We start from the raw sequence: 19,137 nt of genomic DNA on the forward strand, positions 1-19,137 counted from the left end.
TGCCAGGCGGGCTCGTCGGCGAAGTTCGTCATCAGGCTCTGGACGAAGCGGTCCTGGACGGCGAACCGCTTGCGCTGCGCCTCCGGGCCCGCGGCGTAGGACTCCAGGAAGAACACCCGGGCGAACGCCGGCTCGGCGGCGAGCGTGGTCAGGTAGATCTCCAGCGCGCGATCGAAGCGCGACCAAGGCCCTTCGTCCCGGGACAGCCCCTCCTCGAAGAACTGCTCCAGCACCTGCGCGCTGCGGTCCAGCACGGTCAAGAAACAGTCCTGCTTGCCGGAGAAGTGCTGGTAGAACGTCTCGCGCGAGACCCGGCTCCGCTTGAGCACGTCCGCCACCGACGTGTGGGCGTAGCCCTTCTCCGCGACGGACTCGGCCATGGCCTGCAGCATCCGACCGCGCTGCGAGGTACGTACGGCGTCGCGGGACAGATGGTGCCGCCCTCGAGGCAACGTCGCGTACGGACCACGTTCGTCCACCCGGCCAGCCTAGAGCCTGACTAGAAGTCCTGTCTCATTTGTCAGACGTCGTCGTGGAGCGGGCCGAGGCCCTGAGTCTCAGGCTCGGCGAGCGGCTCGCTCGGCGCGGCGTTCGACGAAACGGTTCGCCGCCGTGTCGAGACCCTGGAGGAACTCCGCGAGCTCCTCCCGTGCCCTGTTCCCGTCGTCCCGCAGGCCGTCGAGTTCGAAGACGTCCCACTGGCGCAGGACGGGCGTCAGCACGTCGTCGAGGTGCACGCGCAGGTCGTAGATGCCGGCGTTCGCGATCGCGACGGACTTGCGCAGGAAGCCGTCGATGGTGTGGCCGGGCATCTGGAAGCCGATCACGACGTCGGTGATCGCACGCATCGTCTCATCGGGAGCGAGTTCGAGAGCCGCCGCGAGCGTGTTCCGGTAGAAGAGCATGTGGAGGTTCTCGTCGGCGGCCACCCGTGCCAGCATGCGCTCGCATGCCGGATCGCCGGAGAGGCTGCCGGTGTTGCGGTGCGACACCCGGGTCGCCAGTTCCTGGAAGGCGACGTAGGCGAGCCCGTGAAGCATCTTGGTGCCGTGGTCGGCCTGGTAACCGCCCTGCATGTGCGTCATGCGCGACCGCTCAAGGGCGATCGGGTCCACGACCCGGGTGACGGTGAGGTAGTCGCGGATGACGATGCCGTGACGGTTCTCCTCGGCGGTCCAGCGGTCGACCCACGTGCCCCAGGCGCCGTCGCGGCCGAAGATGGTGGAGATCTCGCGGTGATAGCCGGGCAGGTTGTCCTCGGTCAGCAGGTTGACCACCAGGGACTCGCGTACGGCCGGTGGCAACGTGGACTGCTCCGGGTCCCAGGCCTCACCCTCCATCGGGCCGTCGAAGTCGCGGCCCCGGCTCCAGGGGACGTACTGGTGGGGGAACCACTCCTTGGCCACGGACAGGTGACGGTCGAGCTCGGTCGCGACGACCGGCTCCAGCTCCATCAGCAGGTCCGTCGTGGACTTCGGCCTCGACGTGAGCGGCATACCGTTCTCCCTCGATGATCGTCATATCGCGCCCCGTCACCGCGGCGGCTCGTGGTTCGCAGTGCCCGGCGACGCATGCGATCACGCTGCGTGACGGCACTCTCGTACCCGCACTTCGCGCCGGGTAGCCGCCTCGGCGAATCAGAACTGGACGCCTCGATCATCCCGTGCCGCCACGCCATCGAGATTCACGCGACGGCGGGGCCACAGGCGTCCACCCGGCCGGACACGGCCTGGGCGAGGGTCGAGTAGATGGGGAAGACCTGGTCAAGGCCGGTGATGCGCAGCAGTTTGCGCACGTTGGGGCGGGGCGCCGCCAGGGCGACGGTGCATCCGTACGCGTCCGCCCGTCGTCGTACGGCGACGAGCATCCTCAGCCCCGAGGCGTCGCAGAACGAGACGCGGGACAGGTCGATGATCACCGGTATGGCCCTGTCCTCCAGGACGGCGGCGATCCGGTCGCGGAGAACGGCGGTGGTCGCGATGTCCAGCTCGCCGGAGATGGTCAGGACGGTATGGCCGCGTACCGAGCGGCCGAACACGCCGGCCCGCGTGGTGTTGTCATGCATCGATGGTCTCCGAATCGAAGGCCGGGCTCCGGCCGGATGGACCGGCCGTGCTCCGGTGAAAGCCGTGTCGGGTGGGTCGCCCGCGTGGTCAGGACGCGGGCCGCGCCGCAGGACGGGCTCGGCGGACGGGAACGACATGGGGCCGTGGAGTGGGAACGATCGGTGCGGCCTGTCGCCCTTCGACGATCATCGCGTGAGTCTGCTGCGGCGTCATATTCGCCGACCCGTCTCGACCTGCTCTGCAGAGGCCGAAGTAGTGAGGCGTCGGGGACGGCGCCGACTCTGTTGTGAGCGCACGAAAAACCCTCGACCAATATCGACCCTACCTCACCCGTACCGGCCCCGTCCTTACGAACCGGCCGCCGAGCTCCTGGGGCGCAACGGAGCGCCGACCGCGTGCAGGTGACGGAGGACCTGGCCGTAGGAACCGAAGATGCCGGTCTCGTGGTACGCCAGGCCATGGTGTCCGCAGTGGGCGCGGACGAGGTCCTGGGCCCGGCGGAGACTGGGCCTGGGCATGCTGGGGAACAGATGGTGCTCGATCTGGTAGTTCAGACCGCCCAGCACGAAGTCGGCGAACCAGCCGCCGCGGATGTTCCGGGAGGTGAGGACCTGCCGGCGCAGGTAGTCCAGCTTGTCGGCCTCACGCACGGTCGGCATGCCCTTGTGGTTGGGCGCGAACGTACATCCCATGTAGAAACCGAACACGCACTGGTGGACGACGAAGAAGACCAGCGCCTGCAACGGGGTGAGCACGACCAGGAGGGCGGTGAGGTACCCGGCCAGGTGCACCCCCAGCAGCAGCGCCTCCGCCGGCTTGGACCTGGCCCTGCCCATGTCGTCGCCGAACAGGGCTCGCACGCTCGCGACGTGGAGGTTGACTCCTTCGAGCAGGAGCATCGGGAAGAACAGGTACGCCTGGTGGCGCGCCAGCGCCCGGGTCGCCCACCCGCGCCGGGTCCGCGCCTGGTCCGCGGTGAAGGCGATCGCGGCGCTCAAGACGTCCGGGTCGCGGTCCTCGTGGTTGGGATTGGCGTGGTGACGGTTGTGCTTGGTCACCCACCAGCCGTAGCTCAGCCCGATCAGCAGGTTCCCGTGGACCAGCCCGAGCAGGTCGTTGACGCGTCTGGAGCCGGCGATCTGCCGATGGCCGGCGTCGTGCCCGACGAACGCGATCTGGGTGAAGACGATCCCGAGGAACGCGGCGACGAACATCTGCCACCACGAGCGCCCGAGGAGCACGAAGACCGTACCGGCGAGCCCGAAGACGCCCAGGTTGGCGACGATCTTCATCGTGTAGTAGCCGGGCCGGCGGTCCAGCATCCCGGCGTTCTTGACCTGCCGGGCCAGGACCGCGTAGTCGCTGCCACGGGCGGTGCTCTCCTCGCCGCCGGCAGCGACCGGTCGCAGGACGTGGGACGTCATCGACACTCCTTCGGGACGCAGGGTGTGGACCGCAGCGCCATCGCGCGCTGTTGCGACCATCCGCCGCCGAAGGCCGAGATCAACTCCGGGATAACGAACAATCCGGCGACCGGAGCCCGGCGTGCTCGCCGGGCCATCGACCACCGCCACCAGGGACAACGGGGCACCGCGCCCCCGTGTTCCCTACCCGGGATCCGGCCCGAAGGCCCGGAAGTCGACTGGCCAGGACGCCTACTCCCTGTGATAATGTGCCTGCTAGTTGCAGTTGTGGTTCCTTAGACCTTGGTGCGCCTGCAGGCTCTGTCCTCCAGGCGCATTTTCGTTTCTCCGCACCTCTGCGGATCGGGGTCATCACAGCGACGGGAGCCCGTAAGGCGCGGGCTCCGTCATCACCCCAGAAAGAAGAGAACATGAGCACTGGCACCGTGAAGTGGTTCAACGCGACGAAGGGCTTCGGCTTCATCGAGCCCGACGAGGGCGGCGCCGACGTCTTCGCCCACCAGTCGAACATCATGACCCAGGGTTACCGCGAGCTCCACGAGGGGCAGAAGGTCAGCTTCGACATCACGCAGGGCCAGAAGGGCCCGCAGGCGGAGAACATCGTCCCCGCCTGATCTCCGGCCGTTTCAGACGACCGGGCGTGAGCGCCGTCCACCGCGGACGGCGCTCAACTGGTTGTCGGGGCCTGTCTCAAAGCCCCGCTGTCCTACGGACGGGCGATCGTGTGGCCGTCCGGGGCCCGCTCGTCACTTCGGCCAGGTGGCCGTCGCGAGGGAGAGCTTCGCCATGACGCGGCCGATGTGCCGGTCGACGCAGGTGCGCTCCATCTCCAGCTGCTGAGCGATGCGCGTGCGCGACCAGCCCGAGGCCAGGAGCAGGGCCACCAGGACCTCGTCCTCGGTGAGGTCGAGTGGTGGGGCCGACCGCACGGGTTCGCCCGCCGGGGACGGGTGGGGCGATGGCGACCATAACCAGGCCTCCGCGCTGGTCTCCTTGTTGGTCACCGTGATGCGCCGGTAGGCGGCCGGGTCGGTCAGCCCGGACCCGTGCCTGATCACCTCGTCGTACAGGTAGCCGGACACCAGGAGCGCGAGTTCGCCGTCGCTCGCGCGAAGGGCGGCTTTGAGCGTGGCGGAGTCCAGGAACCGGAAGAGCTGGACGAGCGCGTGGCCGGAGACGCCGTGGTCGTCGAAGTACACGTAGCCGGCGTGCACGGCCATGCGCATCCGGATCTGCGCGGCCGGATTCGCGAGTCCGTTGTGCTGCCGAAGGCCGGCCCGGATGTGCGGCACGACCGAGTCGAGGATCGCGTCGACGCTGGTCGACGCCGGGGCGATGGCGAACATGCCGTCGCCGCGGTCCTCGCGGTAGACGGCGTCCCACGACAGGCCGCCGCTGTCGCAGGCGTGCCGGACGACCTCGTACATCGCCGTCCGCAGATGCAGCTGGACCCGGTCCTCGCGGGTGCCGAAGGCGGAGATGTCGACGGCGAACATCGGATGGTGCAGCGCCGAGGGCGCGCTTCCGTCAGGCCGCGTGGAGCCGAAGCCGGTCGGGTTCATGCGTCCCCCGTTCGCGGGAGGCCGGCCGCACCGGGACGAGGTGGTCGTCGGCCCAGAAGTCGATCAGCTCGTAGGCGGGAAGGTCGTGCAGCAGAGGGGTGGCCGAGTCGAGGCGCCGGCCGGTGAGCGTCATCCATCGGGCCGTCAGTGCCACGGCGATGAGGCGCTCTTCGGCGCACTGCGGGCCGGGGGCCGGGAGTAAGGACGTCGTGGGGGAGGGCACGTCGCCGGTCTCCTTCGGCACGGCTGGGCTGAGTGATTCGATGCACGGTGTCCGGCTCTCTCGCGAGTGGAAGAGTGCGGGAGGATCTTCTGCGAAGACCATCTCGCGCCGTCGTCGGCGATGTGGGCCGACGGGGCACCTCGGAACACTTCGGCGCATCGGGGAGTGCGCGGCCTCAGCCCAGGACCGGCAGTCCTCCGGGCGGCGTCGAGCTCGGGTCGTCGATCGGCGCCGGCGTCACCTCGCCGGGCGAGGATGACAGGGGGAGGCGTTCGGCGCTGAGCGTGGTGTGGCCTCGCTCCAGCTCCGACGCCCATGCGCGCCAGCGCTTCGCGGCGGTGTGGTCGCCGAACAGGTCGTAGATCTCCGCGAGCCGGTAGGCGGCGCTCAGATGGCCGTGCTTGGCCGCTCGCCGGTAGTAGACCGTCGCGGTGATCAGGTCGTGTCCGGTGGCGGAGAACTCGCCGAGCGCGAAGGCCTGCTCGATCGCCGCGGCCGGAGTGTCGAGCTCGATGATGCCGGTGGCCAGGGGATGACGCCCGTCGTACTCCGCCTGCATGAGCCAGGCCAGGCCTTCGTGGCGATGGCCGTCCAGGATCAGCAGCAGCCCGATCCGATAGGAGGCGTCCGGCTCCCGGCGGGTCTCGGCGGCGTCCAGGAGGTCCAGGCCGTGCGGCCCGTACGCGGTGGCGAGGCGCTCCTGGGTCAGGGTCATCGTGCCGGCCGCCGACGGCGAACGCGTCTCGAAGCCGATCCACTGGGCGCTGGTCGCGGTCCCGGGAGGCGGGGAGGAGCCTCCCGGCGGACCGGACCTCCTCCGGGCGTCGTCGGGCCGGGTGATGAGCCGATCCTGTGCGTGTCCTTCCCGCCCGGTTCCGGCCGGAGCGCCCGGCGGCGGTACGGCGCTGCCGTTCGGCGGCCGCGGGCTCCACCTCGGGGAGGCCTTCGGCGGCGGGTCCTCGGCGGCGTGCACGGCGTCATGACGCTTGCGCCAGAGAGCGACGGCCTCCTCGTCGCTCATCCCGTCGTGCAGGCCCGGCGAGCGCCGGGCGATCTCGCGGCACGTCTGTACGTAGACGATCAGCCAGGACCAGCGTGGGGGGTTCTTGCGTCGACCTGCCAGCGTGTCGGCGAGCGCGGTGAGGGACAGCTGCGCCGCGTCCTTGTACCCCTGCCTGCTGTAGGCGTCGGCCACTCGCGCCGAGTCGCGCACTACCGTTCGCATGCTTGGCTGCCCCGACGCTCGGCGCAATTCCTGCATGTCCTGAATGAGGTGGTCAAGCGTGTATTGGCCTGCGGGGGGATCGCTCATGCGTTAGATCTTCCGTCTCATTCTACTCAAGTCGGTTTCCCGTCTCGTAGGACAATCGTGCCACCAAGCTCGATGATACGTGCGCAAGCGAACGTTCCGAGGTGTTCTGGATTGTGCTGATCTAAGCGCGTTGTGCCAGGTGAAACCGGGTGTGAGGCGGGTCCGAGATAGAGTCGATCTAGAAGATTTTATACCGTTCGGTATCGCATTATTCGTGCACGCGGGGGCGTCGGATCGCGTGGGCGTCGCTCAGTCCTCCGCCCCCGGTTTGGGTGCGGTTTGCATGCATGTTAGGCATGCAAACCATGCATCTTTAGGTCAATTCAGGCGTCAACTGTGTCATATGACGCAATTCAACGGCCGGCGTCGTCCTGCGCGGCAGGGTTCACGCGACCGGGGGACCGGACGGCTCCACGTGGCCGGGCACGGCCTGGGTGAGCGTCGAGTGGATCGGGAAGGTCTGGTCGAAGCCGGTGATGCGCAGCAGCCTGCGCACGTTGGGGCGCGGTCCGGACAGGGCCATGGCGCGCCCGCGGTCGTGCGCCCGCCGCCGTACGGTGACGAGCATCCTCAGGCCCGAGGCGTCGCAGAACGAGACGTCGGACAGGTCGATGATCAGGGGCATGACCGTGTCGTCCAGGACAGAGGTGATCCGGTCCTGAAGAGCGGAAGTGCTGGCGATGTCCAGCTCGCCGGAGATGGCCAGGACGGTATGGCCGCGTATCGAGCGGCCGGACAGGCCCACTCGGATGGTGTCGTGGTGCATCGGTGGTCTCCGAATCGAATGCCGGGCTCGGCCGATCGGACCGGCCGGGCTCGGAGCGGAAGTCGTGTGAGGCGTCGCCGATGTGGTCGGGGCGCGGGCCGCGCCGCAGGACGGGCCCGGCGGACAAGGACGACATCGGAACATGGAGCCGAGGTGATCGGTGAGGTGCGCCGCCCTTGGGTGGTCATCGCGCTGATGTGCTGCGGCGTCGTGGCCGCCGCCCCGTCTTGGCCTGCTCTGATGAGGCCGAAGTCGTGAGATGCCGGAGTCGGCGCTGACTTGGTGATGAGCGCACGGAAAGTCCTCGACTGCCTTCGACCTTACCCCAACCGGGCCGTTCTGTCCTCAAGAACCGACCGCGCAGGGCTCTGACCAGGCTTGACGGAGCAGCCTTCCAGCCCCTGGGGCGCGCGGTGCGGTTCGCCGCGAACCTGGGCATCCGCCAGTACCTGGACATCGGCACCGGCATCCCGGCGGCCGACAACACGCACGAGGTCGCGCAGTCGGTGCCGCCGATTCCCCTGTCGTCCACGTGGACGACGACCCGATCGTGCTCGCCCACGCGCGGGCCCTGCTCCACGGCACTCCCGAGGGCCGCACCGCGTACCTGGACGCCGACTTCCGCGACCACGAGCGGATCCTGTCCGCGCCGGAGACGACCGGCCTCATCGACTTCGACCGGCCGGTGGCGCTGCTCACCGTCGCGCTGCTGCACTTCATCCCCGACGAGGACCGGCCGGGAGAGCTCCTCGAACGCTACAAGGCGGCCCTGGCGCCCGGCGGCGTGCTGATCCTGTCGCACGCCGCCGCCGACCTGGTGGACGACCCGGAGGCGTCCCGTGCCGTGGTGGGCGGCTACACCGGCGCAGGGGTGAGCCTGACCGCCCGGTCCCGGGAGCGGATCGAGGAGTTCTTCTCCGGGTGGGACCTGGTCGAGCCGGGGATCGTCCCGGTCTCGGAGTGGCGTCCGGACGGCGACCTGAACGACGCCGCTCTGGCGCCCGCCCAGGCGGCCGCCTTCGTGGGTGTGGCGGTCAAGTGGGTCAGGTCGTGACGGTGCGGCGGACCGAGAAGCCGGGTTCGGCGTGCCGGAGGATCTCCTCGGCGTCGCCGGTCGGCGGGTAGATCCACTCCTCGTTCACCGCGCGTTTGCGGGCCTTGGCCGTCTCACCGGTCATCTGGACCCGGCGCTCCCACCCACGCGTGAAGACCGCGCCGGCGGAGCCGAGGTCGAGGCAGGTGACGTACGGGTCGGGGGCGAAGGGGACCGGTGACAGGCCGAGCAGGTCGGCGGCCACGTTGTGCCCGGCGAAGCGCCCGAGCGCGAGGGCGTGCTGACAGCTGGGCATCGTCCGGTGGCCGTCCTCGACCTCGGCGGCGGCGGTGTCGCCGGCCGCGTAGACGCCCGGCACGCCGGGCACCCGCAGGAAACGGTCGGTGAGCAGGCGGCCGAGATGGTCGCGCTCGGCCGGGACGTCTCCGGTGAGCCGGCTGGCGCGCACCCCGGCCGTCCACACGACCGTCCGGGCGGGGACGGTGACGCCGTCGCTCAGCTCGGCGCCCCGCTCGGTGACGGCGGACAGGGACGTACCGAGCCGGCGTTCGACGCCCAGTTCGTCCAGGGCGGCGGTGACGGCGGGGCGCGGGCCGGGACCGAGGTCGGGGCCCAGCGTGTCGGCGCGTTCCAGCAGGACGACGCGGACCTGGTCCTCGGCGCCGCAGGTCGCCGCCACCGCGCGCAGGCGGTCCACCAGCTCGGTCGCGATCTCCAGCCCGGTGAACCCGGCACCGACGACCACGGCGGTGAACCGGCCGTCGGCGGGCCCCGCGGGCAGGGCGTGCAGGTGCTCCTCCAGCGCGGTGGCCGCCTCGATGGTGTCGACGTCGTGCAGGCGCTCGGCACCGGGCAGCCGCTCCGGCCGCACCAGGTGGCTGCCGGTCGCCAGCACCAGCCGCTCGTACGGCAGCGCGGAGACCTCGCCGTCGCGGTGCCGGACGGTCACCCGCCGCCGCCCGGTGTCGACGGCGGTGGCCGTGCCCGCGATGCGTTCCACCCCGATGGGCTTCAGGACATCGTCGAGCGGGACCCGCATCGACGCCGGGTCTGCCTGGTAGAGGCGAGGACGGATCACCAGGTCGTCGCCAGGGGCGATGAGGGTGACCGTACGGTCCGCGCCCTGCCGCCGCAGCAGCCGGGACGCGGCGGCGGCGCTCCAGACGGCGGCGAACCCACCGCCCAGGACCACTATGTCCGACATGTGTGTTCCTCTCGGTCGTGGCTCCCCGGGCGGGGAGCGATCTGGCGGCGCACGCGGGCGAGCTTGCCGGGGTTGCGGACGATGTCGATCGCGGTGACGCGCCGGTTCGCCACGGTGATCGTCACCACGGAGTCCAACGTGCCGTCGAGCAGCCAGAGAAGACCCGGCTCACCGTTGACCGTCGCGGGGACCATCGTGCGGATGCCGCCGCGGCGTACGACGCCCGCCAGGTAGCGGGCGACCCGGTCCGCGCCGTGAACGGGATTGCGCGCGGCACGGACGACTCCGCCGCCGTCGCTGCGCAGGACGACGTCGCCGTCCAGCACGTCCAGCAGGGCACGGACGTTCCCGCTTCCGCAGGCGTCGGCGAACGCGGCGGCCACCCGCCGTCGCTCGGCCGGCGACACCGCGAACCGCGGCGCGCCCGCCTCGACCCGCCGCCGGGCCCGCGCCGCGAGCTGCCGGCAGGCCGCCGGACCGCGGCCCACGACCCGCCCGACTTCGGCGAACGGCATCCCGAACACCTCGTGCAACACGAACGCGGTCCGTTCGGCCGGGCTGAGCGACTCCAGCACCACCATCAGGGCCGCGCTGAGCGCCTCGTCCAACGTGACGCGATCGGCCGGGTCGGCGGCGCCTATCAGGGCTTCGCCGGCGCCGACCAGGGGCTCGGGCAGCCAGGGCCCGACGTACTCCTCCCGGCGGTGGCGCGCCGAACGCAGCGCGTCGCGTGCGATCCGCGCCACCGTGACGATCAGCCAGCCGGTCAGGTCGTCGATCCGGCTCCGGTCGACCCGACACAGCCGCAACCAGCTCTCCTGTACGGCGTCCTCGGCCTCGTCCACGCTGCCCAGCAGCCCGTACGCCACCGCGACCAACCGCCCGCGCAGAGCCTCGAACTCCCGCGCCGCATCGTCATCGTCCTGCACGAAAAGGGGACGATATGGGACCCGCGGATGTGACAACGGTCCCGAGACGCGCTAACCCGGTCCCGTGATCGCGGCAGGCGATCAGGGTCCGGCCGTCGGGGAGCCGTCCGGCCGGCTCGAATCCCCCGGTGCCGGATCGCTTGTGACAGATCACGCAGGCTCTGCCCGCCCGCTGGGCCGCGGTGAGGTCGGCGGGGCGCAGCGGCCGTTCGGCGGCGATCGCGGACCGCGACCCACCGCATCGGTCGAGGAACGCGATCAACTTACGGAATGGCATCCCGGCAAACGTAGAGCTCTATTTCGACATTACAGTCGAGCAATGATTTTTCATCAGAATTTCATCGGCGATATTCCGATGTCGAAACCAAATGACGCGGTTTCGGGGTCGGGTCCGCCAAAAATCCCGGAACCGATGTGTGATCGGTCGGTCGCGGACAGTATGGGGCCATGGCCTTCTCTCTGATGCCCGGGTACGACCGCATCAACGTGGTCGCCGATCTCGAGCTGGTCGCGGCGATGCGCGACAAGGATCTCGGCGATCGGATGCGGACGTACCCCCGGTTCATCACCGGAGGCGGGCCCGACTTCGGGTTCGCGATCCAGACCGGCACCACCTGGCGCATCGGCAGCGCCGGCGGGGACGATCCGTACGGGGCCCGGATCGGCTTGGCCAGTCACCTGCGCGTCGAGTCGAGGGAGCGCGAGACCGACCCGGACGTGCGGCGCGCGATGCTGGCGGCGGCCGACAAGCTCGACCCCGAGTCCGGTGAGCAGCTCGCCAAGGACGAGTGGGAGATCGGGCCGCGTCGCTACCGGCTCATCCGGGTCGAGAAGTTCATCCTCCTCGGCGACCGGGTGATGGAGCCGCCCAGGCCCACCGACGTCGACCCGCCCGACACCGACGCGGCCCTCCTGCAGGACCATCTCATCGACCCGCTGGCGCCGGCCGGGGTGTGGGAGGCGCGCATGAGGTTGAACCTCGTCGACTGGGTTCCCCCGTTGCCCGAGCCCGTGCCGGAGGCGGTGATGATGGAGGCGCGGCACGCGATCCGCACCCATCCCGGAGTGGTCCTGCTCCCGCCCGAGTTCAACGTCGTGGAGTTCGAGGGCGACTCCCTCCGCAACATCACCGGCGCGGACGGCCCCGCCCGGGCGCGCACCAACCTGGCCTTCCACTTCGTCGAGGCGCTGCCCCGGATCCGTGAGTGGGAGGGCGATCCGGCCACACCCGCCGAGCTCGCCGAGTGGAAGAAGGCCGCCGAGCAGGTCGAAGCCTCGCCCGGACCCGTCTTCGAAGTGCTGGGGCGGCGTTACTGCATCGTCCGCGTCTCGCGCATGATGCGGCTCGGCCGGGACGGCCCCGAGGGCCCGCGCCCGTCCGATCAGGAACGCTACGGCTGGCCCAGGAACCCCCAGCCCCAGTCCTGACACATCGGGGCACCGGACGGACGCGGTCCGTCCGGTGCCCGCCCGTACTACTCCTCGAATCGCCGGCGGGCCTCCGGGGTGACGGGCGTGAAGAAGTTGACCAGGTTGCCGTCCGGGTCCCTGAACAGCAGTGATCGGTTTCCCCAGGGCTGCGTCGTGGGTTCGTTCACGAACGCGACGTCGAACCGCCTCAGGTTCTCGTACTCGCGGTCGACGTCCTCGACGCGGAACTCGATGATGACGCTCTGGTTGGCCGCCGGCCGGGGCGCGTCCGCGCCGAGCCCCCGCACCGTACGGGCGCTCGCGAGGGCGATGGTCCCGGTCGGGGTGACGATCTCGGCGAAGTCGTCCGTATACCGTTTCGCCGCCTGGCCGGTGGCCTTCTCGTAGAACTCGGCGATGCGGTGGACGTCGTCGGTGACGATGCGGATCGAGGCGAAGTGCATGATGGCGAGCTCCCGTGAGTTCTGCGCGGTGGACGAGGTCCGACGATAGGCCGGATACTGGACACAAACCGCCCAGTATCAACGAGAGACTTGCCGCTATGAGTCGTCCCACCGCCCGGGTCCTCGCGCTCCTGGAGATCCTCCAGGCGGGCGGCGTCCACACTCTCGCGAGCCTCGCCGAGCGGCTGGGCGTGGACGCGCGTACGGTCCGGCGCTATGTCGACCATCTGGTCGACCTCGACGTGCCCGTCGAGTCGGTGCGGGGCCGGTACGGGGGTTACCGGCTCGCCCCCGGATACCGGATGCCGCCGCTGATGCTGACCGAGGACGAGGCACTGGCCGCGCTGCTCGGCCTGGAGACCGTGCGGCGGGCGGGGCTCGCCGCGACGTCGGCCGCGGCCGCCGAGACCGCCGCCGCCAAGCTCCGCCGGGTGCTGCCCCGGCCGCTCGGCCGGCGCCTGGCCGCGCTGCTCGCGACGACGCGGTTCACCGCGCCGGCCGGCGACGCCGCCGGCGGTGGCCCGGGCGGGGGAGTCCTGCTGACCCTCGCCGAGGCGGCGTGGGGCCGGCATCCGATCGAGATGCGGTACACCGCCCGCGACGAGCGACGCAGCCGGCGGGTCGTTCACCCGTACGGCATGGTCGCCCACTCGGGCCGGTGGTACGTCGCCGGCGCGGACTCGATCAGCGGCGAGGTGCGGACGTTCCGGGTGGACCGGATCGAGGACCTGCGTGTGCTGCCCGGATCGTTCGGCCGGCCCGAGGACTTCGATGCCGCGGCCCACGTGCTGACCGGTCTCGCGCAGACCCCGTGGGCGCACGATGTGACGCTCCGCGTTGAGGCGACTCTCGGGCGCATCCGGTCGCGGTTCCCGGAGGGGCTCGCGATCGTCGAGGAGATCCCGCCGACGGCGTCGGCCGGGCATGAGGGCTGGTTCCGTGTTCGGCTCCGCGCCGAGCGGCTGGAGTGGATCCCGCCTCTGATCGCCGCGCTGGACCGCCCGTTCGTGATCGAACGGCCGAGCGAGCTGCGCGGGCTCATGAGTGAGCTGGCGGGACGTCTCGCGGGGTACGCGGCCGCCGATCAGGAGCGCTCAAAGTAGGGCTCAAGTAGGTGTAGACAGGATATAGCCGTCTCTGACCTGCGGGGGAGGTGTCGGATGGGGGCGGAGGGGGTACTGGCAGGCCGGGATCCGCCCGATCGGGTGGAGACACTCCATGAGAGCGAACGCACGCGGGTCACGCGCCTCTTCTTCGACGGACTCGTCGTCGTACGCAAGGAACCGCTGGGACCGGACGCCCAGCGGCGGTTGTGGCACGAGCTGACGATCATCGAGCGGCTGCGCGGTGTGGCGGGGATCCCTCGGCTGCTGGACGCGCCGCGGTATCCGGGGTCGATCGTGTCGGCGGACGTCGGCGGCGTGTGCCTGGCCGGTCTGGCGAAGCCGCTGCCCGTCGACGACCTGGTCGGGCTGGCGGTGGAGCTGTTCCGAACGGTGGCGGAGGTGCACCAGCGGGGTGTGGTGCACCGTGAGATCACGCCGGCGAACATCATCGTCTCCCGCGACGGTGCGCCGTGCCTGGTGGACTTCGCCCTGGCGTCATCGTTCGCCGAGATCCGCCCCGAGTTCACGCACCACACCGAGATCGTGGGGACGCTGGAGTACCTGGCGCCGGAGCAGACCGGGCGTACCGGCCGGCCGGTGGATCAGCGTGCGGACCTGTACTCGCTGGGCGCCACGTTGTACGAGCTGGCGACGGGCGGGCCGCCGTTCGGCTCCGGCGATCCGCTGCGGCTCACCCATGATCATCTGGCCCGCGTGCCGACACCGCCGGCGCAGGTGAACCACGCCGTACCCGTCCTGTTGTCCGAGATCATCATGCATCTGCTGGAGAAGGAGCCGGACAACCGCTACCAGACGGCGGAGGGCGTGATCCACGACCTGGAGTGGATGCGGGAGGCCGGCCCGCATCCGGTGGTCTCGCCGCGAGTCGGCGAGCACGATTTCCCGCTGCGGTTGCTGCCGCCGTCCCGGCTCGTGGGCCGGGACGCGGAGGTGGCGACGCTGGAGGCGGCGTTCGAGGAGGCGCTGACGGGCCGGTGCCGCGGCGTGCTGATCGGGGGCGCGCCGGGGGTGGGCAAGACGGCGCTGGTCGACGAGTTGCGGCCCGTGGTGACGGGCCGGGACGGCTGGTTCGTGACGGGCAAGTTCGACCAGTACCGGCGGGACCTGGAGTTCGACGGGGTCGAGCAGGCCTTCCGCGCGCTGGGCCGGCTGTTGCTGGCCGAGCCGGAGGACGAACTGGTCGAGGTTCGTGAGGGGATACTGCGGGCGGTCGCCCCGAACGCGGGCCTGCTGACCGCGGCGGTGCCGGAGTTCGCCACGCTGCTGAAGGTGCCGCCCGATCCGGGAGACCCGCTGACCGCGCAGGTGCGGGCGCAGCGCATGGCGGTCGAGGCTCTGCGCGCGGTCGCCTCGCGGAAACGGCCGGTGGCCATGTTCGTCGATGATCTGCAGTGGGCGGGGCGAACGCCACTCGGTTTCATCGACATGTTGCTGAGCGAGGAACCGACCGACGGCCTGCTGCTGGTCGGCGCGTACCGGGAAGCCGGTGTGGACGCGACCCATCCGCTGACGGCGTCGCTGTCCCGATGGCGTGACCAGCCCGGAGTGCGGCACCTGCGGCTGGCCAACCTGCCGGTCTCCGGCACGATCACCATGGTCGCGGAGATGCTGCGCGTCGACGCCGCCACGGCGGCGGGCCTGGCCGACGTGATCAGTCCGTACACGTCCGGCAATCCGTACGAGACGGTGGAGCTGCTCAACACACTGCGGAGCGGCGGCGCGTTGACGGCGACCGCCACCGGTTGGCGGTGGGACGCGGCGGCCGTACGTGCCCAGCTGGGGCGGTCCGAGGTGGCGGGACTGCTGGCGACGCGCGTCAAGGACCTGCCGGTACGGTCACGGCGGGTGGTGGAGGCGATGGCGTGTCTCGGCGGGCGGGCGGAGCTGACCGTGCTGCGGACCGCGATCGCCGCGTCGGCGGGCGTGGTGGAGAACGCTCTGGCGCCCGCCCTCGACGACGGCCTGCTGACGCCGGAGCCCGGAACGCGTCAGGCGGTGCGGTTCCGGCACGACCGGATCCGCGAGGTGGTCCTGGAGGGGCTGGAGCCGAGCCGGCGACGTGCTCTGCAACTGGCGATGGCGCGGCGGCTCGCGGCGGTGCCGGAGCGGTTCGCGGTCGCGGCGGAGCAGTATCTGCCGGTGGTCGACGGGGTCACCGACCCCGCGGAGCGGTGCCGGGTGGTGGAGCTGCTGCGGCGAGCCGCCGGCCAGGCGGCGTTGATCGGGAACTACGCGGAGGTGAACGCGCTGCTGACGGCGGCGCTGCGGCTGATCGACCCGGACCGGACGGCCATCCGGATCCAGGTGCACATCGGCCGTCATCTCGCGCTGTACAGCATGGGGCGCCTGGACGACGCGGACGAGGACTACCGCACGATCGAGGAGCTGTGCGCCTCCGTCCTGCAACGCGCCGACGCGACGTGCGTTCAGGTGAGAAGCCTGACCCACCGGAACCGTCTGGCCGAGGCGCTCGACCTGGGCGTGCGGTCGCTACGCGCGCTCGGCATCACCGTGCCCACCGCGGACCGGTTGCCCGCCGAACTCGACCGCCAGTACACCGATCCCGCACTGCTCGCCGCGACCCGCGTGATCAACACGCTCGTGCCGGCGAGCTACTTCGTCGCCGACCAGGACACGGTCGCCTGGCTGAGCCTGGAGGCAGTGCGGATCTGGCTCGAGCACGGCTCCGCTCGTACGCTGCTCGGCCCGGCGATCCACGCGGTCTTCTCCGTGATGGGGCTGCGCGACGACTACGCCGCCGGATACCGGGCGTCCCAGCGGATTCTGGCGTTGGGTCAGGCCCGCGGCTACGAGCCCGACACCTCGCAGGCACGCTTCCTGTCCGCTTTTCAGAGCTGCTGGTTCGAGCCGATCGAACACGGTATCCAAGCGGCGCAGCGGGCCCGCGAGGGGCTGCTGGCGGGAGGAGACCTGGCCAACGCCGGTTACAGCTACGAGCCGGCCGTGCACTACCTGCTGGACGCCGGGCCCTCGCTGGACAGCTGTGCCGCCGAGGTGGACGCGGGGCTGGCCTTCGTGCGTCATATCGGCAGCGAGCAGACCGCCCAATGGCTCGCCAGTTTCCGCTGGCTGGTGGGTGTGCTGCGCGGCGAAGGCCCGCCGGCGGCCGGTGAGGCGGCGCCCGACCGGTACGCCGGGAACAAGGCAGCGCTTTTCCATGCGCACGTGAACCATGCGGTCGCCGCCGCCATCTTCAGCGACTCGGCCGGCCTGGCACGGCACACCGCGGCGGCGAGGTCGCTGTTGCCGACGTCCCCGGGCCTCTACTCGACCGCCGTGGCCCGTGTGCTGCGCGGGCTGGCCCTTGCCGGCCAGGTCCATGACAGCCACGGCGGCGAGCGCGACGCCCTGCTGGCCGAACTGGATGAGGTGACGCGGTGGCTGGCCGCCCGTGCCGCGGACGCACCGGAGAATTTCCTGCATCTGCTGCAGCTGGTCGAGGCCGAGCGGGCCTGGGCGGTCGGCGACTTCCAGGTCGCGGCCATCGGCTTCGACGCCGCCCGGCGCGAGGTCGCCCAGCGTCAGCGTCCATGGCACCAGGCCTTGATCACCGAGCGCACCGGCCGTTTCTGCGTCGCCCACGGCGTCGAACACGCCGGTTACGAGATCCTCGCCGAAGCGCGCCGGCAGTACCTCGCCTGGGGGGCGACCGCGAAGGCCGCACAGCTCGACTGGGCGTACCCGCGTCTGCGGTCACAACCTGAGGCGACCGCCGGGCCGCCCGGCGCTTCTCACCGTGAGCGGGCCACCGTCACGGCCGGAACCGTCGACCTGCTCGGCGTCCTGTCCACGTCGCAGGCGCTGAGTTCGGAGACCAGCGTCGAACGGCTGCACGGCCGCGTGGTCCGGGTGCTCAGTGCGATGACCGGTGCCACCGCCGTGCACCTGCCGTTGTGGAGTGAGGAGCGGCAGGATTGGCTCCTGCCGGTTCCCGGCAGTGGTGGCACGGCCCTCATCAGTGCGAAGGGCAACGAACGGGCGGTTCCGATGTCCGTGCTGCGCTACGCCCGGCGTACGGGTGAGCCTCTGATCGTGGACGACGCCACCCGCGACGACCGTTTCACCGGCGACCCATATTTCTCCGACGTGGCCTTCTGCTCGCTGCTCGCCGTGCCCATCGTCAGCCGCGGCACGCTGCACGCGGTGCTGATGCTGGAGAACCGCCTCATCCGCAGCGCCTTCACCATCGAACGGCTCGACGCCGTCAAACTCATCGCCGGTCAGCTCGCGGTCTCCCTCGACAACGTCCAGCTGTACGCGGAGTTCCGCCGGATCGCCGACGAACAGGCGGCCCTGCGGCGGGTGGCGACGCTGGTCGCCCGCGGGGTGGCGCCGGAGTCGATGTTCACCGCCGTCGCCGAGGAGATCGCCGTACTCACCGGCGCCGACCACACGGCGATCGTACGGTTCGAGCCGGACGCGGAGGCGACGGTGATGGGCGGGCACGGGTTCTGGCACTCTCAGTCGGGTACGCGCGGAAAACTCGACCCCCGCTCGGCCATGGCCTTGGTCCAGGCGACGGGCCGCGCCGCCCGGCACGACCTGGACGACCTGGTGTGGTCGGGCGTGGTCGCCCCCGAGGGACCCCGGCACGCGGTCGCCGGCCCGATCGTGGTGGAGGGCCGGATCTGGGGCGCGATAGGCGTCGGGTCCCGTCGCGAGGCGCTGCCCCAGGACACCGAGCAACGGCTGGCCGACTTCACCGAACTCGTCGCGACCGCCATCGCCAACGCCGCGAGCCGCAACGAGCTCACCAGCTCGCGTCTGCGGATCGTCGCCGCCGCCGACCAGGCACGCCGCCGGATCGAGCGGGACCTGCACGACGGCGCCCAGCAGCGGCTGGTCTCCCTGGCGCTGCGGATGCGGGCCGCGCAGGCGGCGGCACCGCCGGAACTCAGCGAGTTCGTCGCCGAGCTCGACGACCTCGCCGACGAGGCGGCCGACGCGCTGGACCAGCTGCGCGAGATCTCACGCGGCATCCACCCCGCCATCTTGACCAAGGGCGACCTCGGCGCGGCGCTGCGCGCACTCGCCCGCCGCTCGCCGATCCCGGTCGAACTCGACGTACGGATGGAGGGACGGCTGCCCGAGCACGTCGACGTCAGCGTGTACTACCTGGTCGCCGAGGCGCTGACCAACGCCGCCAAGTACGCCCGCGCCTCCGTCATCACGGTCACCGTCTCGGCCGACACCCAGGACGCCGTCCTTCGCGTCGCGGTCCGCGACGACGGCGTCGGCGGCGCCGACTTCGCCCGCGGCACCGGCCTGGTCGGCCTGAAGGACCGCGTGGAGGCCCTGGGCGGCCGAATCTGCCTGGACAGCCCCCGCGGTGCGGGCACCGACCTACGCGCGGAGTTCCCCCTCACCACCGCGAACAGCGACGTCACCGCCCCCTAGCCGCGATTCCACCGGCCACCGCGACCCGGCACGGCGGCGGCTACGCGACGCGCTCCGCCGGCGTCCCCGGTCCGATTCCACTCATGAAGTTCTCGGACGCCAGGAGATCGGAACCGATCTGCCGGAAATGGCGTCCTAGTTCTGCTTCGCAGTGATGAGGCAAACGCTACGATCTTCC

The 19,137-nt window shown here is 70.9% G+C and carries 14 protein-coding genes and 2 pseudogenes; 5 read left to right on the forward strand and 11 right to left on the reverse strand.

Annotated features, from left to right (window positions below; all coding sequences use genetic code 11):
- Positions 1 to 269: 269 nt before the first annotated feature.
- The 4 genes and pseudogenes from ACQEV1_RS05645 to ACQEV1_RS05660 form a co-directional block, all read right to left on the reverse strand.
- Positions 270 to 392 (reverse strand): annotated as a pseudogene (locus tag ACQEV1_RS05645) (TetR/AcrR family transcriptional regulator); the annotation flags it as partial.
- A 165-nt stretch (positions 393 to 557) separates the two neighbouring features.
- Positions 558 to 1,496 carry an acyl-ACP desaturase gene (locus tag ACQEV1_RS05650; protein WP_285631318.1) on the reverse strand — a complete coding sequence of 313 codons (939 nt, stop codon included), beginning with the start codon at positions 1,494 to 1,496 and terminating at the stop codon, positions 558 to 560.
- Positions 1,497 to 1,684: 188 nt separating this feature from the next.
- Positions 1,685 to 2,065 carry an STAS domain-containing protein gene (locus ACQEV1_RS05655; RefSeq protein ID WP_433391991.1) on the reverse strand — a complete coding sequence of 127 codons (381 nt, stop codon included), beginning with the start codon at positions 2,063 to 2,065 and terminating at the stop codon, positions 1,685 to 1,687.
- 348 nt (positions 2,066 to 2,413) lie between these two features.
- Entirely contained in the window at positions 2,414 to 3,490 is a 1,077-nt protein-coding gene (locus tag ACQEV1_RS05660; RefSeq protein WP_433391994.1) for a fatty acid desaturase family protein, read from the reverse strand.
- 410 nt (positions 3,491 to 3,900) lie between these two features.
- Between ACQEV1_RS05660 and ACQEV1_RS05665 the strand changes: the two genes are divergently transcribed.
- On the forward strand, positions 3,901 to 4,104 hold the full coding sequence (locus tag ACQEV1_RS05665) for a cold-shock protein (protein ID WP_285578034.1): 204 nt from the start codon (positions 3,901 to 3,903) through the stop codon (positions 4,102 to 4,104).
- A 132-nt stretch (positions 4,105 to 4,236) separates the two neighbouring features.
- On the opposite strand, the gene ACQEV1_RS05670 is transcribed toward ACQEV1_RS05665, so the two are convergent.
- The 4 genes from ACQEV1_RS05670 to ACQEV1_RS05685 form a co-directional block, all read right to left on the reverse strand.
- Positions 4,237 to 5,052: a helix-turn-helix transcriptional regulator gene (locus tag ACQEV1_RS05670; RefSeq protein WP_285631321.1), complete on the reverse strand. Its 816-nt coding sequence runs from the start codon at positions 5,050 to 5,052 to the stop codon at positions 4,237 to 4,239.
- A complete protein-coding gene (locus ACQEV1_RS05675; protein ID WP_285631324.1) occupies positions 5,018 to 5,296 on the reverse strand; it encodes a hypothetical protein in 279 nt (92 codons plus the stop codon). Before ACQEV1_RS05675 ends, ACQEV1_RS05670 begins: the two co-directional genes overlap by 35 nt.
- 154 nt (positions 5,297 to 5,450) lie before the next feature.
- Entirely contained in the window at positions 5,451 to 6,500 is a 1,050-nt protein-coding gene (locus ACQEV1_RS05680) for a hypothetical protein (protein WP_433391999.1), read from the reverse strand.
- Positions 6,501 to 6,972: 472 nt separating this feature from the next.
- Positions 6,973 to 7,353, reverse strand: a complete 381-nt coding sequence (locus ACQEV1_RS05685; RefSeq protein ID WP_285631330.1) for an STAS domain-containing protein — start codon at positions 7,351 to 7,353, stop codon at positions 6,973 to 6,975.
- 413 nt (positions 7,354 to 7,766) lie between these two features.
- Between ACQEV1_RS05685 and ACQEV1_RS05690 the strand changes: the two are divergent.
- Positions 7,767 to 8,407, forward strand: a pseudogene (locus ACQEV1_RS05690) (SAM-dependent methyltransferase).
- Here the strand turns inward: ACQEV1_RS05690 and ACQEV1_RS05695 are convergent.
- Positions 8,397 to 9,611 carry an NAD(P)/FAD-dependent oxidoreductase gene (locus ACQEV1_RS05695; RefSeq protein ID WP_433392002.1) on the reverse strand — a complete coding sequence of 405 codons (1,215 nt, stop codon included), beginning with the start codon at positions 9,609 to 9,611 and terminating at the stop codon, positions 8,397 to 8,399. The pseudogene ACQEV1_RS05690 and the gene ACQEV1_RS05695 sit on opposite strands and share 11 nt — an antisense overlap.
- Positions 9,599 to 10,540 carry an RNA polymerase sigma factor SigJ gene (gene sigJ / locus ACQEV1_RS05700; protein ID WP_433392005.1) on the reverse strand — a complete coding sequence of 314 codons (942 nt, stop codon included), beginning with the start codon at positions 10,538 to 10,540 and terminating at the stop codon, positions 9,599 to 9,601. Before sigJ ends, ACQEV1_RS05695 begins: the two co-directional genes overlap by 13 nt.
- A gap of 447 nt (positions 10,541 to 10,987) precedes the next feature.
- Here sigJ and ACQEV1_RS05705 point away from each other — a divergent pair, with 447 nt between their 5' ends.
- Positions 10,988 to 11,968, forward strand: coding sequence for a DUF5954 family protein (locus ACQEV1_RS05705; protein ID WP_433392008.1), 981 nt, complete (start codon positions 10,988 to 10,990; stop codon positions 11,966 to 11,968).
- A gap of 47 nt (positions 11,969 to 12,015) precedes the next feature.
- Here the strand turns inward: ACQEV1_RS05705 and ACQEV1_RS05710 are convergent, their stop codons facing one another.
- Complete coding sequence (locus tag ACQEV1_RS05710; protein ID WP_433392011.1) at positions 12,016 to 12,414, reverse strand: VOC family protein; 399 nt, start codon at positions 12,412 to 12,414, stop codon at positions 12,016 to 12,018.
- Positions 12,415 to 12,512: 98 nt separating this feature from the next.
- On the opposite strand from ACQEV1_RS05710, the gene ACQEV1_RS05715 reads away from it, so the two are divergent.
- On the forward strand, positions 12,513 to 13,517 hold the full coding sequence (locus ACQEV1_RS05715) for a helix-turn-helix transcriptional regulator (RefSeq protein WP_285631341.1): 1,005 nt from the start codon (positions 12,513 to 12,515) through the stop codon (positions 13,515 to 13,517).
- A 102-nt stretch (positions 13,518 to 13,619) separates the two neighbouring features.
- Positions 13,620 to 18,959: an AAA family ATPase gene (locus tag ACQEV1_RS05720; protein ID WP_433392014.1), complete on the forward strand. Its 5,340-nt coding sequence runs from the start codon at positions 13,620 to 13,622 to the stop codon at positions 18,957 to 18,959.
- The last annotated feature ends 178 nt before the right edge of the window (positions 18,960 to 19,137 follow it).

This window comes from Actinoallomurus sp. CA-142502 (genome assembly GCF_050936355.1).
Lineage (GTDB): Bacteria > Actinomycetota > Actinomycetes > Streptosporangiales > Streptosporangiaceae > Actinoallomurus > Actinoallomurus iriomotensis.

Coding starts and splice junctions, on each gene's coding strand:
- ACQEV1_RS05650 (WP_285631318.1), bottom strand. CDS start 1,496: ATGCCGCTCACGTCGAGGCCGAAGTCCACGACGGACCTGCTGATGGAG.
- ACQEV1_RS05655 (WP_433391991.1), bottom strand. CDS start 2,065: ATGCATGACAACACCACGCGGGCCGGCGTGTTCGGCCGCTCGGTACGC.
- ACQEV1_RS05660 (WP_433391994.1), bottom strand. CDS start 3,490: ATGACGTCCCACGTCCTGCGACCGGTCGCTGCCGGCGGCGAGGAGAGC.
- ACQEV1_RS05665 (WP_285578034.1), top strand. CDS start 3,901: ATGAGCACTGGCACCGTGAAGTGGTTCAACGCGACGAAGGGCTTCGGC.
- ACQEV1_RS05670 (WP_285631321.1), bottom strand. CDS start 5,052: ATGAACCCGACCGGCTTCGGCTCCACGCGGCCTGACGGAAGCGCGCCC.
- ACQEV1_RS05680 (WP_433391999.1), bottom strand. CDS start 6,500: ATGCGAACGGTAGTGCGCGACTCGGCGCGAGTGGCCGACGCCTACAGC.
- ACQEV1_RS05685 (WP_285631330.1), bottom strand. CDS start 7,353: ATGCACCACGACACCATCCGAGTGGGCCTGTCCGGCCGCTCGATACGC.
- ACQEV1_RS05695 (WP_433392002.1), bottom strand. CDS start 9,611: ATGTCGGACATAGTGGTCCTGGGCGGTGGGTTCGCCGCCGTCTGGAGC.
- ACQEV1_RS05705 (WP_433392008.1), top strand. CDS start 10,988: ATGGCCTTCTCTCTGATGCCCGGGTACGACCGCATCAACGTGGTCGCC.
- ACQEV1_RS05710 (WP_433392011.1), bottom strand. CDS start 12,414: ATGCACTTCGCCTCGATCCGCATCGTCACCGACGACGTCCACCGCATC.
- ACQEV1_RS05715 (WP_285631341.1), top strand. CDS start 12,513: ATGAGTCGTCCCACCGCCCGGGTCCTCGCGCTCCTGGAGATCCTCCAG.